The sequence below is a fragment of the Streptomyces sp. NPDC020780 genome (genome assembly GCF_044334475.1).
GTDB lineage: Bacteria > Actinomycetota > Actinomycetes > Streptomycetales > Streptomycetaceae > Streptomyces.
In genome coordinates this window covers 90,964-106,295 of record NZ_JBIRTB010000003.1, presented here as the reverse complement: position 1 = coordinate 106,295, position 15,332 = coordinate 90,964, and the positions used below count along the sequence as shown (strand labels likewise).

At 73.0% G+C, this 15,332-nt stretch carries 12 protein-coding genes; 10 read left to right on the top strand and 2 right to left on the bottom strand.

The genetic code is table 11. The features are described from left to right. Window positions 1–169: 169 nt before the first annotated feature. From ACH4VO_RS06720 to ACH4VO_RS06690, 7 genes are all read left to right on the top strand, one after another. Window positions 170–565, top strand: coding sequence for a hypothetical protein (locus ACH4VO_RS06720; RefSeq protein ID WP_360989154.1), 396 nt, complete (start codon window positions 170–172; stop codon window positions 563–565). Window positions 566–600: 35 nt separating this feature from the next. Then, window positions 601–1,167 carry a 2Fe-2S iron-sulfur cluster-binding protein gene (locus ACH4VO_RS06715; RefSeq protein WP_360989156.1) on the top strand — a complete coding sequence of 189 codons (567 nt, stop codon included), beginning with the start codon at window positions 601–603 and terminating at the stop codon, window positions 1,165–1,167. Then, entirely contained in the window at window positions 1,164–2,162 is a 999-nt protein-coding gene (locus ACH4VO_RS06710) for a xanthine dehydrogenase family protein subunit M (RefSeq protein WP_360989158.1), read from the top strand. The genes ACH4VO_RS06715 and ACH4VO_RS06710 overlap by 4 nt, the downstream gene beginning before the upstream one ends. A 38-nt stretch (window positions 2,163–2,200) precedes the next feature. Beyond that, window positions 2,201–4,297 carry a xanthine dehydrogenase family protein molybdopterin-binding subunit gene (locus tag ACH4VO_RS06705; protein ID WP_360989160.1) on the top strand — a complete coding sequence of 699 codons (2,097 nt, stop codon included), beginning with the start codon at window positions 2,201–2,203 and terminating at the stop codon, window positions 4,295–4,297. A 152-nt stretch (window positions 4,298–4,449) separates the two neighbouring features. Next, complete coding sequence (locus tag ACH4VO_RS06700) at window positions 4,450–4,911, top strand: ATP-binding protein (RefSeq protein WP_360989162.1); 462 nt, start codon at window positions 4,450–4,452, stop codon at window positions 4,909–4,911. Between the two features lie 147 nt (window positions 4,912–5,058). Continuing rightward, window positions 5,059–6,477, top strand: coding sequence for an NADP-dependent succinic semialdehyde dehydrogenase (locus ACH4VO_RS06695; RefSeq protein WP_360989165.1), 1,419 nt, complete (start codon window positions 5,059–5,061; stop codon window positions 6,475–6,477). 11 nt (window positions 6,478–6,488) lie between these two features. Further along, a complete protein-coding gene (locus ACH4VO_RS06690; RefSeq protein ID WP_360989168.1) occupies window positions 6,489–8,903 on the top strand; it encodes a phosphoketolase family protein in 2,415 nt (804 codons plus the stop codon). 87 nt (window positions 8,904–8,990) lie between these two features. Here ACH4VO_RS06690 and ACH4VO_RS06685 read toward each other — a convergent pair whose 3' ends face one another. Continuing rightward, the gene (locus ACH4VO_RS06685; RefSeq protein WP_360989171.1) at window positions 8,991–10,106 is read right to left on the bottom strand and encodes a chemotaxis protein; all 1,116 of its coding nucleotides are present in this window, start codon (window positions 10,104–10,106) and stop codon (window positions 8,991–8,993) included. A gap of 274 nt (window positions 10,107–10,380) precedes the next feature. Then, window positions 10,381–11,205 carry an endonuclease gene (locus ACH4VO_RS06680; RefSeq protein ID WP_360989174.1) on the bottom strand — a complete coding sequence of 275 codons (825 nt, stop codon included), beginning with the start codon at window positions 11,203–11,205 and terminating at the stop codon, window positions 10,381–10,383. 243 nt (window positions 11,206–11,448) lie between these two features. On the opposite strand from ACH4VO_RS06680, the gene ACH4VO_RS06675 reads away from it, so the two are divergent. The 3 genes from ACH4VO_RS06675 (at window position 11,449) to ACH4VO_RS06665 (ending at window position 15,317) form a co-directional block, all read left to right on the top strand. Beyond that, complete coding sequence (locus ACH4VO_RS06675) at window positions 11,449–11,661, top strand: hypothetical protein (protein WP_360989177.1); 213 nt, start codon at window positions 11,449–11,451, stop codon at window positions 11,659–11,661. Window positions 11,662–11,720: 59 nt separating this feature from the next. Continuing rightward, window positions 11,721–12,878 (top strand): methyltransferase, encoded by a 1,158-nt coding sequence (locus ACH4VO_RS06670; protein ID WP_360989179.1) that lies wholly within the window; start codon window positions 11,721–11,723, stop codon window positions 12,876–12,878. A 162-nt stretch (window positions 12,879–13,040) separates the two neighbouring features. Beyond that, entirely contained in the window at window positions 13,041–15,317 is a 2,277-nt protein-coding gene (locus ACH4VO_RS06665; RefSeq protein WP_360989181.1) for a serine/threonine-protein kinase, read from the top strand. The last annotated feature ends 15 nt before the right edge of the window (window positions 15,318–15,332 follow it).

Genomic DNA, 15,332 nt, shown 5'->3' with positions numbered 1-15,332 from the left:
CGGGGTCAGCCTGGAAGGAATCCCCCGGACGCGGGTGGGAACGCGAGGGGAGTACGCGATGCGCTCAGCCACCGGCCGGGCCCGCTGCCGGACCGTGCCCACACCAGGTCCCCCGGCGCACGGGCAGTGCCGGGCAGTGCTCCCCGGCACTCCAGTGAAAGGAACCAGCGTGAACACCACGCCCGAGCAGACGCAGGAACACCAGGAGAGCGGCGACGTCGTCGTGGCGGTGACCGGCTGCCCGAAGGAGGACGCACGGACCGTGTTCGACGTGCTGCGCCGCACCTTCGCCTCCGACCGGCCGGCGGGGGACGCGCCCGAGGACGCTTCCCCGGAGCGCCCGACCGTATGGACGGCCACCGTCGACGTCACCGAGCCGAAGACCGGCGCCGGACCCGCCCGGCTGTCCACGCCGGTGACGGTGGAGGCGCAGGGCGGATACTGGGCGGTCGGCCGCCTCCGTGAGCACCTCTCGGAGGCCTTCGCCGTCCGGGTCGTGGGCACCGCCGCCGGAGACCAGGAACAGGAGGTAAGGCTGCGGCTGGAGAGCCACCGCGCCGCGTGACGACCGCACGACCGGACCCCGGAAGGTACACGTCCATGCACCCCACTCCCGCCGGGCACGGCACCGCCGCACAGGCTCCGGCCGACGGCCGCTCGACGCTCACCCTGCGCGTCAACGGCACCGATCGGACCCTGACCCTCGACCACCGCACCACCGTCCTGGACGCGCTGCGCGAACACCTCGGGCTGACCGGCGCGAAGAAGGGCTGTGACCACGGCCAGTGCGGCGCCTGCACCGTGCTCGTCGACGGACGACGCGCCAACAGCTGCCTGCTTCTCGCCGTCGCCCACGACGGCGCCCGCGTCACCACCGTCGAAGGCCTCGCGGACGGCGACCGGCTGCACCCCCTCCAGGCGGCCTTCCTGGAGAGGGACGCCCTGCAGTGCGGGTACTGCACACCGGGGCAGATCTGCTCGGCGGCCGGCATGCTCGACGAGGCGGCGGCCGGATTCCCGTCCCACGTCACCCCGCGGACGGCGGACGTCCCCGACGGACCCGCAGCGCTCGGTGCGGACGAGATCCGCGAACGGATGAGCGGCAACCTCTGCCGGTGCGGCGCCTACCCCCACATCGTCCGGGCGATCGAGGACGTGGCCCCGTGAGACCCTTCGCCTACCTGCGTCCCGCCTCCGTCGCCGAAGCCGTCCGGGCGAGCGCCGCGAACCCCGAGGCCCGGTTCCTCGGGGGCGGCACCAACCTCGTCGACCTGATGAAACTCGGGGTGGAGACGCCCGGGCTGCTCATCGACGTCAGCCGGCTCCCGCTGGACCGCGTGACCCGGACGGACGACGGCGGCCTCCGGATCGGCGCGACCGTACGCAACAGCGACCTCGCCGCCCATCCCGACGTCCGGGCCGACCACCCCGCCCTGTCGCAGGCCCTGCTCGCCGGGGCGTCCGGGCAGCTCCGCAACACCGCCACCACGGGCGGGAACCTTCTCCAGCGCACCCGCTGCCCGTACTTCCAGGACGTCACCAAGCCCTGCAACAAGCGCATCCCCGGCAGCGGCTGCCCGGCCCGCGAAGGGGTGCACCGCGACCTCGCCGTGCTCGGCCACTCGCCGGACTGCGTCGCGACCAATCCCTCGGACATGGCGGTCGCCCTCGCGGCGCTCGACGCCACCGTCCTGCTGCACGGGCCGGAGGGCGAACGAGCGGTGGCCGTCACCGGCTTCCACCGGCTGCCCGGCGACAACCCCGACCAGGACACGGTCATCCGGCCGGGGGAGCTGATCACCGAGGTGGTGCTGCCGCCCCGTCCCGACGGGGCGGTGTCCCTGTACCGCAAGGCCCGCGACCGTGCCTCGTACGCCTTCGCGCTGGCCTCGGTCGCCGCGGTGCTCGCGGTGCGCGACGGCCGTGTCGCGCACGCCTCGCTCGCCTTCGGCGGGCTCGCCCACCGCCCGTGGCGCGCCCGGGCCGCGGAGGACGTCCTGCGCGGGGCAGCCGCCGACCGCGAGACCTTCGCGCGGGCGGTGGAGGCGGAACTCGAGGCCGCCAGACCCTTGCGGGACAACGGTTTCAAGGTGGCGCTGGCCCGGAGTCTGGCCGTCAGCGCCCTGACCGAACTCGCCAGCCGGGCCGCACCGGCCGACTGAACCGCCCGCACCCCACCGACGAACCGAGGACCACCGCCATGAGCCACGCCCCCCAGCCGCTGGGCGCGCCCGTCGTCCGCCTCGAAGGCCGGGACAAGGTCACCGGCGCCGCCCGCTACGCCGCGGAGCACGCCCCGCCCGGCTGCCTGTACGGCTGGATCGTCCCGGCCGCCGTGCCCAGGGGCCGCGTCACCGCGGTCCGTACCGCCGAGGCGCTCGCCCTGCCCGGCGTCCACACCGTCCTGACCCCGGACAACGCGCCCCGGCTGGAGGAACCCGACGACCCGGTCCTCGCCGTCCTCCAGAACGACCGGGTGCCGCACCGGGGCTGGCCCGTGGCCCTGGTCCTGGCCGAGAGCCTCGAGGCGGCCCGGGAGGGCGCCGGCGTTGTCCACGTCGAGTACGTGACCACCGGCCACGACGCCGTGCTCAGCGGCGGCCACCCGGGCCTCTACACCCCGGAGAAGGCCAACGGCGGATACCCGGCGGTCCGTGAACGCGGCGACTTCGACGGCGCGTTCGCCGCCGCGCCCGTCCGCGTCGACGCGACGTACACGCTCGGCGGGCTCCACAACCACCCGATGGAACCGCATGCCTCCACCGCCGTCTGGGCCGACGGGCACCTGACCGTCCACGACTCCAGCCAGGGCTCCACCGTCGTACGCGAGAGCCTTGCCCAGGCCCTCGGGATCGACCGGGACAGCGTCACCGTCATCTCCGAACACGTCGGCGGCGGATTCGGCTCCAAGGGAACCCCGCGCCCCCAGGCCGTCCTGGCGGCGATGGCCACCCGCCACACCGGCCGGCCGGTCCAGCTCTCCGTGCCCCGGCGGTACATGCCCGCACTCGTGGGGCACCGCGCCCCGACCGTGCAGCGGGTGCGGATCGGCGCCGACCGCGACGGGGTCATCTCGGCCCTGGCGCACGAGATCGCCACCCACACCTCGACCGTCAAGGAGTTCGTCGAGCAGGCCGCCGTACCCGCCCGCGTCATGTACACCTCCCCCCACAGCCGCACCACGCACCAGGTGGCTCCCCTGGACGTCCCCAGTCCCTCCTGGATGCGCGCCCCGGGGGAGGCCTCCGGCATGTACGCCCTGGAGTCGGCCATGGACGAACTCGCCTGCGCGCTGGGGCTCGACCCCGTCGAACTGCGCCTGCGCAACGAACCGGCGGACGAACCCGACAGCGGCCGCCCGTTCAGCAGCCGCAACCTCACCGCCTGCCTCGAGGAAGGGGCACGGCGCTTCGGCTGGTACGACCGGGACCCGAGCCCCGCCTCCCACCAGGAGGGACCCTGGCTGCTCGGCACGGGGGTCGCCGCGGCGACGTACCCCGTACTCCTCTCGCCGTCCGCGGCCCGTGCCCACGCCGCTCCCGACGGCTCGTTCCGCATCGGCGTCAACGCCACCGACATCGGCACCGGCGCCCGCACCGTCCTCGCGCAGATCGCCGCCTCCGCGCTGGGCACCTCGCAGGAGAACGTCCGGATCGACATCGGCAGCAGCGACCTGCCCCGGGGCTCCGTGGCCGGCGGATCCTCGGGCACGGCGTCCTGGGGGACGGCGGTGCACAAGGCCGCCACCGCCCTGGTGGGCAAGCTCGCCGTGCACGACGGACCGCTCCCGGCGGAGGGCGTCACCGCCACGGCCGACAGCACGCAGGAGGCGGCGCGGAAGTCCCCGTACGCCCGGCACGCCTTCGGCGCCCACTTCGCGGAGGTGGCGGTCGACTCGGTCACCGGCGAAGTGCGGGTACGCAGGCTGCTCGGGGTCTACGCCGCCGGACGCATCCTCAACTCCCGCACCGCACGCTCCCAGTTCATGGGCGGCATGGTCATGGGAATCGGCATGGCCCTCACCGAGGGCAGCACCATGGACGCGGTGTACGGGGACTTCACCGAACGGGACCTGGCCTCCTACCACGTGCCCTCCTGCGCCGACGTCCCCGACGTCGAGGTCCACTGGATCGACGAGGACGACCCCCACCTCAACCCCATGGGCAGCAAGGGCATCGGCGAGATCGGCATCGTCGGTACGGCCGCCGCCCTCGGCAACGCCGTACGGCACGCGACCGGCGCCCGGCTCCGCACCCTGCCCCTCACGCCGGACAAGCTGCTGCCCTACCTGCCGTGATCCGCGGCGAACGCGCCTCTCGGTTGCGCAACCGGCGCACCCGGGTCACCCTGATGAGTGACCCAGAAGTGATGACTGCTCACGTTTCGTGTTCGGGGGTCGTTGGTTCAACGGGGTGAAGCACGTGGGCCTCGCGGTGAGGAGCCTCGACGATGACCGTTCCACTCGACCGGCACTACCAGGTCGAACTGCAGGTGTCGGCTGAGCGCGTTTCCCAGCTCCGGCGCATAGTCGCCGCGCACCTTCGCCACTGGAGTCTCGATCTGCACGTCCGGCCGGTGTGCCGGGCCGCGGAGGAGCTCCTGAGCAACGTCCGCAGGCATGTGGGCGACGACAGCAGGTGCGTCGTCGAACTGCGCTACACCGGCCGGCACCTCACGGTGTCCGTCGCCGACAACGGATCCCGGATGCCCCGACTGCTCAGCGGCGGTGGTGGCGGCCTCAGCCGGGTGATGGCCCTCAGTGACAGCTGGGGCACCTGCCGGACCGCGGACGGCAAGGTCGTCTGGTTCACGCGCTACGCCCAGGCTCCGCACACCACCGGACTGCTGCCGCGCACGCCGCTCCCCGGGGGCGACGCGTTCCGTCCCCAGCCGGCCGCCGAACTCGTCTGAGGTGCCGCCGGCGACCCGGCCGGCGCGGAAGGCGTACGACTCCGTACGCATGATCCGCGCCGGCCGGGTACGTGTGCACGGGGGCCGCGTTGCGCGGCGGAGCGTGGCGCGGCACGGTCGAAGAACCGATGCAAGGAGGCCACAGCCATGCCCATCGCGACGGTCAATCCCGCGAACGGCGAGACACTCAAGACGTTCGACGCCCTGGACGAGCAGGAGATCGAGCGCAGGCTCGACGCCGCCGACCGGGCGTTCCGCCGCTACCGCACCACGGGCTTCGACGAGCGGGCCCGCCTGCTGAACCGGGCAGCCGACCTCCTCGACGAGGACCGGCAGAACATCGCCCGCACCATGACCACCGAAATGGGCAAGACGGTCGCGGCCGCCCGCGCGGAGGCCGCCAAGTGCGCCAAGGCCATGCGCTGGTACGCGGCGAACGCCGAACGGCTGCTCGCCGACGAGTACCCCGGGGACGCCGACGTGAAGGACTCCGGGGCCTCCCGGGCCCGGGTCCACTACCGCCCGCTGGGACCCGTGCTCGCCGTGATGCCGTGGAACTTCCCGCTCTGGCAGGTCATGCGCTTCGCCGCGCCCGCGCTCATGGCCGGCAACACCGGCCTGCTCAAGCACGCCTCGAACGTGCCGCAGACCGCCCTGTACCTCGAGGACCTGTTCACCAGGGCCGGATTCCCCGCCGGCTGTTTCCAGACCCTGCTCGTCGGGTCGGGCGCCATCGAGGCGATCCTGCGCGACCCCAGGGTCGTCGCGGCGACGCTCACCGGCAGCGAACCCGCCGGCCGCTCCGTGGCCTCCATCGCGGGCGACGAGGTGAAGAAGACCGTGCTCGAACTGGGCGGCAGCGACCCCTACCTCGTCCTGTCCTCGGCGGACGTCGCCCGCGCCGCGGAGACGGCGGTGACCGCCCGCACGCAGAACAACGGACAGTCGTGCATCGCCGCCAAGCGCTTCATCATCCACACCGACGTGTACGACGACTTCGCCGAACGGTTCACCGCCAGGATGCGCGCACTGAGCGTCGGGGACCCCCTGCAGGAGACCACCGACGTGGGCCCGCTCGCCAGCGAACAGGGGCGCGCGGACCTCGAGGAGCTCGTCGACGACGCCGTGGGCAAGGGGGCCACCGTCCTGTGCGGAGGCGGCCGGCCGCAGGGGCTCGGCCGCGACCTGGAGCGCGGATGGTTCTACACCCCGACCGTGCTCACCGGCATCACCCCCGCCATGCGCATCCACCGGGAGGAGAGCTTCGGCCCCGTGGCCACGCTCTACCGTGTCGCGGACCTCGACGAGGCCGTGGAACTCGCCAACGACACCCCCTTCGGGCTCAGCTCCAACGTCTGGACGCGGGACGAGGCGGAGAGGGAGCGCTGCGTACGCGACCTGGAGGCGGGCGGTGTCTTCTTCAACGGCATGACGGCCTCCCACCCCGCCCTGCCCTTCGGCGGAGTGAAGCGCTCCGGGTACGGCCGGGAGCTGGCGGGCCATGGCATCCGCGAGTTCTGCAACGCCACGACCGTCTGGTACGGCCCCGAGCCGGACGCCCGCTAGGAGAGACGCTGATGACCGACGCCCCAGCCCCGTCCGCCACTCGCGCACCTTCGGCCGCACCGGCCGCCTCGGCACTGTCCGACACGGAACTCGCGGCGCTCGACGCGCACTGGCGCGCCGCCAACTACCTCGCCGTCGGGCAGATCTACCTGATGGCCAACCCGCTCCTGACGGAGCCCCTGGCACCGGAGCACATCAAGCCGCGCCTGCTGGGGCACTGGGGAACCTCCCCCGGGCTCAACCTCGTCCACACCCACCTCAACCGGGTGATCAAGGAACGCGACCGGAAGGCCCTCTGCGTCTGGGGCCCGGGCCACGGCGGACCGGCCGTGCTCGCCAACTCCTGGCTGGAGGGCAGTTACTCGGAGACGTACCCCGACATCACCCGGGACGCGGCCGGGATGGGCGCACTGTTCCGGCAGTTCTCCTTCCCCGGCGGGGTGCCCAGCCACGTCGCCCCCGAGACCCCCGGCTCCATCCACGAGGGCGGCGAGCTCGGATACGCGCTCACCCACGCCTACGGTGCCGCCTTCGACCATCCGGAGCTGCTGGTCGCCTGCGTGATCGGCGACGGCGAGGCCGAGACGGGGCCGCTCGCCGCGTCCTGGCACTCCAACAAGTTCCTCGATCCCGTCAACGACGGGGCCGTCCTGCCGATCCTGCATCTCAACGGCTACAAGATCGCGAACCCCACGGTGCTCGCCCGGCTCCCCGGGGACGAACTCGACGCCCTCCTGCGCGGCTACGGACACGACCCCGTCCACGTCGAGGGGGACGACCCCGCCACGGTCCACCGCGCGCTCGCCGCCGCCCTGGACCTCGCCCTCGACCGCATCGCCGAGTACCAGCGGGCCGCCCGCGCCGACGGAGCGACCGAACGCCCCCGCTGGCCGATGATCGTGCTCCGCACCCCCAAGGGATGGACCGGCCCCCGCGAGGTGGACGGGCTGCCCGTCGAGGGCACCTGGCGCGCGCACCAGGTACCGCTGTCCGGCGTCCGGGAAAAACCCGACCACCTGCGCGCCCTCGAGGCCTGGATGCGCTCCTACCGGCCGGAGGAGCTCTTCGACAGTGCGGGCCGGCCGACGGCGCAGGTCCTGCGCTGGATCCCCGAGGGCACGGCCAGGCTCGGAGCGACCCCGTACGCCAACGGCGGGCTGCTCCTGCGCGACCTGCCGGTCCCTCCGCTCGAGGACCACGCCGTCCGGGTCGACCGGCCGGGCACGGTCATGCACGAGCCCACCCGGGTCCTGGGCGGCCTGCTGGAGGACGTCATGGCCGCCACCGAAGGGCGCAGGGACTTCCGCGTCGTCGGCCCGGACGAGACCGCCTCCAACCGTCTCGACGCGCTCTACCGGGCCAGCGGCAAGGCCTGGCAGGCCGGGACCCTCCCCACCGACGAGCACCTGTCCCGGCACGGCCGGGTGATGGAGGTGCTCTCCGAACACCTCTGCCAGGGCTGGCTGGAGGGCTACCTCCTCACCGGACGGCACGGACTGTTCTCCTCGTACGAGGCCTTCGCCCACATCGTCGACTCGATGGTCAACCAGCACATCAAGTGGCTGCGCACCTCGCGGCGGCTGGCCTGGCGGCGGCCCGTCGCGTCCCTGAACTACCTGCTCACCTCGCACGTCTGGCGCCAGGACCACAACGGCTTCTCGCACCAGGACCCCGGCTTCGTCGACCACATCCTCAACAAGAGCCCCGAGGTCGTCCGGGTCTACCTGCCGCCGGACACCAACACCCTGCTGTCCACCGCCGAGCACGTGCTCGGCAGCCGCGACTACGTCAACGTGGTCGTCGCCGGCAAACAGCCGAGCTTCGACTGGCTCACGCTCGACGAGGCGCGCGCCCACTGCGCGCGCGGAGCCGGTGTGTGGGAGTGGGCGGGCACCGACGACGGCAGCCGTGAGCCCGACGTGGTGCTCGCCTGCGCGGGGGACGTACCGACCCTGGAGATCGTGGCCGCGGCCGGTCTGCTGCGGAAGCACCTGCCGGAACTCGCCGTACGCGTGGTCAACGTCGTCGACATGACCCGGCTGCTGCCGCACGAGGAACATCCGCACGGGATGCCGGACGCGGAGTACGACGCCCTCTTCACCCGGGACAAGCCGGTGATCTTCGCCTATCACGGCTATCCGTGGCTGGTGCACCGGCTCGCGTACCGGCGGGCCGGCCATCCGCACCTGCACGTGCGGGGCTACAAGGAGGAGGGCACGACCACCACTCCGTTCGACATGGTGCTCCGCAACGACCTCGACCGCTACCGGCTGGTCATGGACGTGACCGACCGGGTGCCGGGGCTGGGCCCCCGGGCCGTCGCCGTACGCCAGATGATGGCCGACGTCCGTACCCGCCACCACGCCTGGATCCGGGAACACGGCACGGACCTGCCCGAGGTGGCCGACTGGTCCTGGGACGGCTGAGTCCGCGGGCAGGGGTGCCGGATGCCGGCCGGGCCGGGTCGTGCCCGCCCCGGCCCGGCGCCCGGGCGGCACGCGGCGTCCGAGGCGTCAGAAGCGCAGGGCCGCCGCGACGCGGTCGTGGTCGGCGAGCGAGTCGTCGGCGGTGAACACCACCTCGCAGCCGCTGTCCAGCGCCGCCTCGACGAGCTCGTCGACGATGTCCTCACGGACCTCGCCGTCCGCCGCCGTCACCTGGGAGGGGTCCACCGGTTCCAGATGCCCCTCGGTCACCCGGACCGTCCGCTGGTAGTGCTCCTCGACCGCGACCAGCCCCGCCCGGCCCTCCCGGACGGCGGCCCACACCTCGTCGAGGCCGCCGGCGAAGGAGCGGCTGCTGCGGGCGTTGTCGAGCCTCTCCTGGACCCGTGCCGCGGACCGCGCCCGCCACTCGTCGAGGGCGGGGCGCAGGTCCTTGAGAAGTTCCGGCGCCGTCGTCTCCGCGGTCGTCCCTTTCGCCACCCGGGCGACGGCGGAACCGCAGCACCCGCCCGCCTCGTCGAGCAGGGCGAGCGCGGGAGCGAGGCCGACCAGGAACAGCGGCCGCGGTTCGGCCGCCAGCACCGCGCGCATCCTCTCGTCGACCCCCCGCATGAACTGGCGCGCGTCCTCGCTGCTGTAGGTGCTCGGGGTGTCGCCGATGCGCTCCTCGCGCTGCGGGTTGGGCTCCTCGTGCGGTGCCGTCATCGGGAATCCGCCCGTCCGCTCGGCGTGCAGGCCCTCGTGGGTCCCCGACCAGAGCGCGGCGTACTCGGCGGAGAAGCTGAGCACCCGGAACAGCTGGGACCGTGCCTTGGCGGCGACCAGGTTGCGGGTGAGGTAGCTGTCGCTGAGTACCACCCGTTCGGGTGCGGTCCGCGGCAGGCGCCAGATCTGGTACCCGTCCGTGTCGGCGAGGATGACCAGGGCGTCCAGGGCCCGGCGCTGGTCCACGTCGGCCACCGCACGGTCGAGCTGCGCCTTGACGGCGGTCCGCGCTTCATGGGTGACGCGCGGGTCGGCCTCCAGACGGCTGCCGGCCTCCGCCACCAGATTGCGCAGCCGCACCGCGTCCTGGACGTTGTCCGGTGCCCGGCGGTGGGTCGGCATCGTCAGGGACAGGGCCGGATAGGGCCTGGTCGCTCGAAGTTCCCGCAACAGTCCGGCGGTCAGGGCGTCCGTATCCATCGTTCCCTCCTGGAGGGCTCAGGGTCCGCGGTGCCGGAGGCCCGCTCCCGCAGTGGGCGTGGCCGTTCGACGAGTCAATTCATACCTTTTGATCCTAGGGTGAGCGAATGTTCCCTGCTCGCCCGGAGGTATGTGTGAGATCCACGGTCCGCGCTCGCCGCGCTTCCCGCGCAGGCCGGCCGGCCGCCTCCAGCCGCTGACGGGGACCGGCCCGCACGGCTTCGGGCCGGTCCCCGTCAGGGCGCTGTGTGCGGGCCGTTACCGGGCCGCGTTCCTACCAGATGGCCTCGACCCATTCCGGGTGGTCGATGAACGGGTTCCGGTTGTGCTGGAAACGGTCGAATATGACGTTGTTGCGCTTCTGCTCGAAGCTGTCCGGCGGGTCCTCCTGGCTCCACTGCTTCAGCACCGAGAGCCGCCCCATGTACGGGGCGGAGCCGTTGCTCACCCTGTCGTTGGGCTCGAGGTCGGCGAACGCGTCGTCGCCCTCGTAGCGCACCGCCATGTAGAGGATCATCCGGGCGACGTCCCCCTTGACCGCGTCGCGCGGTTCGAAGGAGTCGCCGTCGGTGTAGTTGCCGGGCGCGCCCGCCACGGCGCTGCCGCCGTTGTCGAAGTCCTTGTTGCCGCGGATCGAGTTGACCTGGACGTCCGCGGGCCGCAGGTGGTGGATGTCGGTGCCGGGACCCGTCGCCGTGCCGAAGTCGCCGTGCGACTTGGCCCAGACGTGCTCCCGGTTCCAGTCGCCGACATCGCCGCCGTTGGCGGTCTTGGCCTGCGAACGCCCGGTATAGAGGAGGATCACGTGGGAGGAGTCGGCGGGGTCCTCGTCGGTGGCCTTGAGTGCCTCCCAGACCTGGCTGTAGGTGAGCGTGCTCTGCTTGCTGATGATCGTGTGCAGCGAGCTCTTGAGAGCGGTGCCGGTCTTGCCCAGGGCGTTCTGGTAGTAGGTGTCGTCCAGGCTGGTGAGAGCGGTGGCGGAGGCGGCCGGGGTGGCGGCCGGTGCGGCGGGAGCGGTGGCCGCGAAACCGGTGAGCAGGGCGATCGAGGCGGCTGCGGCCAGGAGTGGACGCGCGTAGATGCGACGGCGACCGGACATGGGGGGTGTCCTCTCGGATGGTCCGGCGGCAGTTCTCCCGCCCCGCGGACCTCTGCGGGACGGCCTCCCGGCCGCCGGACGACGGCTGATGAGCCGGGAGCTTTCCACACGCAGGGTGCTGTCATGTGAACGTTGCGTATTTATCATGTGCAAGTCAAGTGGCGTCCCCGCGGCGCACGGGCCGGCATCGGATGCGGTGACGCCACCCCGGCGCGAGAATTGCCGCAAGGACGAGGAGGCGGTATGAGCGAAGAGCCCGAATCCCTATCCGTATCCGGACCGGAGGTGCGGGAGGTCACTCCCGACCGTCTGCTGCACACCGGCGGGAACGATCAGCCCACCGCGGAGGACCTGGTCCTGGCCTCCGGCCGGGACCTCAACCCGGAGAACCTGCAATGGGCGGAGCGCCGGCTGGCCGAGGAGGGCAGGTCGGCCATCGACAAGCGGCTTCCGTAGAACCCGGGGCGGGGAGCGTGCGAGGCGCTCCCCGCCCCCTCGGTTAGCCTGAACGCAACATGAACCGATTGACGACGCCCCAGGGTGGATTCGACCTCGCCCGCCATCCCGAGAACCCGCGCGACCCGTTCCGTGCGTGGGACGCCGCCGACGAGTACCTGCTCAACCTGCTGGCGGGCGGCGAGGGGAGCGAACCGGTCGGCCTGACGGGCACCGTGGCAGTGGTCGGCGACCGCTGGGGCGCCCTCACCACCGCGCTGGCCGCGCACCGCCCCGTACAGATCACCGACTCGTACCTGGCGCAGCGCGCCACCCTGGCCAACCTGGTCCGCAACGGCGTCTCGCCGGACTCGGTGCGGATGCTCTCGGTACGCGACACCCCGCCGGAGCGCGTCGACCTCCTGCTCGTACGGGTGCCCAAGAGCCTCGCGCTCCTGGAGGACCAGCTGCACCGGCTCGCCCCCGCCGTCCACGCGGGGACCACCGTCATCGGGACAGGCATGGTGAAGGAGATCCACACCTCCACCCTCAAGCTCTTCGAACGCGTCGTCGGCCCGACCCGGACCTCGCTCGCGGTCAAGAAGGCCCGGCTCATCCACTGCACCCCCGACCCGGCGCTGCCCCGGGTCCCCAGCCCGTGGCCGTACCGCTACGACCTGCCCGGGGACGTCGGCGCGGTCTCCGGACGGACCGTCACCAACCACGCCGGGATCTTCTGCGCGGAGCGGCTGGACATCGGCACCCGCTTCTTCCTGAAGCACCTGCCCGGACGGACGGGCCCCGACCGGGTCGTGGACCTCGGCTGCGGGAACGGCGTCGTCGGTACGTCCGTCGCCCTCGCCAACCCGCAGGCGTCGCTCACCTTCATCGACGAGTCCTACCAGGCGGTCGCCTCCGCCGAGGAGACCTTCCGGGCCAACGCGGGGACGGACACCGAGGCGCGGTTCCTGGTCGGCGACGCGATGGCGGACGTGCCCCCGGCGAGCGTGGACCTCGTCCTCACCAACCCGCCCTTCCACTCCCACCAGGCGGTCACGGACGCCACCGCCAGGACCATGTTCCACGGTGCCAAGGCGGCGCTGCGCCAGGGCGGCGAACTGTGGGTCGTCGGCAACCGGCACCTCGGCTACCACACCCAGCTGCGCCGGACCTTCGGCAACTGCACCACCGTGGCGGGCGACCCCAAGTTCGTGGTCCTGCGGGCCGTCAAGCGCTGACCCGGCCCCGCAGGCGGTGGGAGACCGCGCTGCGCCGCGTCGCCGCCACGCTGCGCCGCCTCGTGCCGCCCGGCCCCGTACGAACTCGGCAGTCGGGGCGCCATACTGGACGGGCCGGGGAGGACGCAGCAGCAGGCGATGCAACGGGGGAGACAGCAGGCGATGGCGGACACCAGGCTGATCCAGAGCCGGTACCGGCTGCTCGATCTGATCGGGCGCGGCGGTATGGGCGAGGTGTGGAGGGCCCGCGACGAATCCCTGGGGCGCCAGGTCGCCGTCAAATGCCTCAAACCGACCGGCCCCCAGCACGACCGGTCCTTCACCCGCGTCCTGCGTGAACGCTTCCGCCGCGAGGCGCGCGTGGCCGCCGCGCTCCAGCACCGGGGCGTCACCGTCGTCCACGACTTCGGCGAGTCCGACGGCGTGCTCTACCTCGTCATGGAACTGCTGGAGGGACGCAACCTCAGTCAGCTCCTGGAGGACAACAAGCAGCACCCCCTGCCGGTGCCCGACGTCGTGGACATCGCGGAACAGGTCGCCGACGCCCTCGGCTACACCCACCGGCAGGGCATCGTGCACCGCGACCTCAAGCCCGCCAACATCATGCGGCTCGACGACGGCACCGTGAAGATCTGCGACTTCGGCATCGCCCGGCTCGGCCACGACGCCGGCTTCACCTCACGCCTCACCGTCACCGGCATCGCCATGGGAACCCCGCACTACATGTCGCCCGAGCAGATCAGCGGCGGGGAGGTCGACCACCGCAGCGACCTCTACTCCCTGGGCTGCGTGCTCTACGAGATCGCCACCGGGGTCCCCCCGTTCGACCTGGACGACGCCTGGGCCGTGCTCGTGGGACACCGCGACACCCAGCCCGAACCCCTGCGCACCCACCGTGCCGAGCTCCCCGGCTTCTTCGACCGGGTCGTCCTCGACCTGCTCGCCAAGGCGCCCGAGGAACGGCCGTCCGACGCGGACGACCTGCGGCGGCGCATCGCACTCGGCCGGACCGGCGAGCAGCCCGCCGCCGGAGGGACCGGACGGGTACGGGTCGCCCCCGTCGCCGCGGTCGCCCCCGTCGCGGCGGTGCCGCCGCTGCCGTCGTGGACCCGCCACATGACCACGGGACACAAGGCGACGGGCACGGCCCGCTCGCTCCCGCCGGCCGTCGAGGTCGCGGCCGGGCTCACCGGCGCATGGACGACGGGGACCGCGCTGCCGGCCCCCACGGGCGGCCTCCCCGCCCTCGCGGCCCCGTGGCCCCAGGCGTCCGGCGGACACCCCGCCCCCTCGCCCGAGCTGCTCTCCACCCTGTCCGGCCAGCACAGCGCGGGCCTCGACCTCGCGCGCCTGGGCCGCTGGGAGGAGGCGGGAAAGGTCCACCGCACGGTTGCCTCCCTGCGCGAGGAGGCGCTCGGACCCGACCACCCCGACACCCTGGCCAGCCGCTACGAGGTCGGCTTCACCCTCAGCCGTACCGGGCATCCGGCGGAGGCGCTCCGCGAGTTCGGCCGGGTCGCCGAGGGCCGCGAGCGCACCCTGGGGCCCGATCACCCGGAAACCCTCGCCGCCCGGCAGGAGACGGCGTACGTCCTCGGTCAGCTCGGCCGGCACTTCGAGGCCCACCAGGTGTACGCGGCGGTCCTCGCGTCCCGGGTCCGCTCCATGGGACCGGACCACCCGGACACCCTGCGCTGCCGTCACAACCTGGCCTTCAACCTCAGCAGGCTGGGACGCCTGGAGGAGTCGTACCGCATGGCCCGCGAGGTCGCGGACGCCCGCGGCCGGCTGCTCGGAGAGGGCCACCCGGACACCCTGGCCACGCGGTACGAAGTGGCGTACACGCTCGGCCGGGCGGGCCGCTGGACCGAAGCCCTGGAGACCTACCGCGACGTCGCGCGGGCGCGCGCCCTGACGCTGGGCCCCGACCACCCCGACACCCTGGCCGCCCGCTACGAGGTAGGCATCAGCCTCGGCCGGCTGGGCCGCGGCGAGGAGGCGCTGGAGCTGTACCGCACCCTGGTCGCGGACCGCACCCGGGTGGACGGACCAGCCGCCCCGGAGACCCTGCGCGCCCGGCACGGCCTCGGGGTCAATCTCGGCCGGACCGCCCGCTGGGAGGAGGCGCTCGCCGAGGCCCGCGAGGTGTGCGCGATCCGGGAACGCACCCTGGGCCCCGACCACCCCGACACGCTCGTCAGCCGCCGCGAGGTCGCCGTCGGCCTCGGCTGGCTCGGGCGGTGGGCCGAGGCGCTCACCGACTACCGGCGCGTCGCCGAAGCCCGGGAGCGGGTGCTGGGGCCCGACCACCCGGACACCCTCGCCGGCCGCAACGACGAGGCGCACTGCCTGGAACAGCTCGGCCGCGGCACCGAGGCCGTCGACCTCTACCGGCGGGTCGCGGCCCTGCGCGGCCGGCCCGGCATCCCGCAGCACTGACGGCAGGTCACGCCC

Excerpts from the sequence above, each read along its gene's own strand:
- ACH4VO_RS06700 (WP_360989162.1), top strand. The coding sequence starts at position 4,450 with ATGACCGTTCCACTCGACCGGCACTACCAGGTCGAACTGCAGGTGTCG.
- ACH4VO_RS06680 (WP_360989174.1), bottom strand. The coding sequence starts at position 11,205 with ATGTCCGGTCGCCGTCGCATCTACGCGCGTCCACTCCTGGCCGCAGCC.
- ACH4VO_RS06665 (WP_360989181.1), top strand. The coding sequence starts at position 13,041 with ATGGCGGACACCAGGCTGATCCAGAGCCGGTACCGGCTGCTCGATCTG.
- ACH4VO_RS06705 (WP_360989160.1), top strand. The coding sequence starts at position 2,201 with ATGAGCCACGCCCCCCAGCCGCTGGGCGCGCCCGTCGTCCGCCTCGAA.
- ACH4VO_RS06685 (WP_360989171.1), bottom strand. The coding sequence starts at position 10,106 with ATGGATACGGACGCCCTGACCGCCGGACTGTTGCGGGAACTTCGAGCG.
- ACH4VO_RS06715 (WP_360989156.1), top strand. The coding sequence starts at position 601 with ATGCACCCCACTCCCGCCGGGCACGGCACCGCCGCACAGGCTCCGGCC.
- ACH4VO_RS06670 (WP_360989179.1), top strand. The coding sequence starts at position 11,721 with ATGAACCGATTGACGACGCCCCAGGGTGGATTCGACCTCGCCCGCCAT.
- ACH4VO_RS06675 (WP_360989177.1), top strand. The coding sequence starts at position 11,449 with ATGAGCGAAGAGCCCGAATCCCTATCCGTATCCGGACCGGAGGTGCGG.
- ACH4VO_RS06695 (WP_360989165.1), top strand. The coding sequence starts at position 5,059 with ATGCCCATCGCGACGGTCAATCCCGCGAACGGCGAGACACTCAAGACG.
- ACH4VO_RS06690 (WP_360989168.1), top strand. The coding sequence starts at position 6,489 with ATGACCGACGCCCCAGCCCCGTCCGCCACTCGCGCACCTTCGGCCGCA.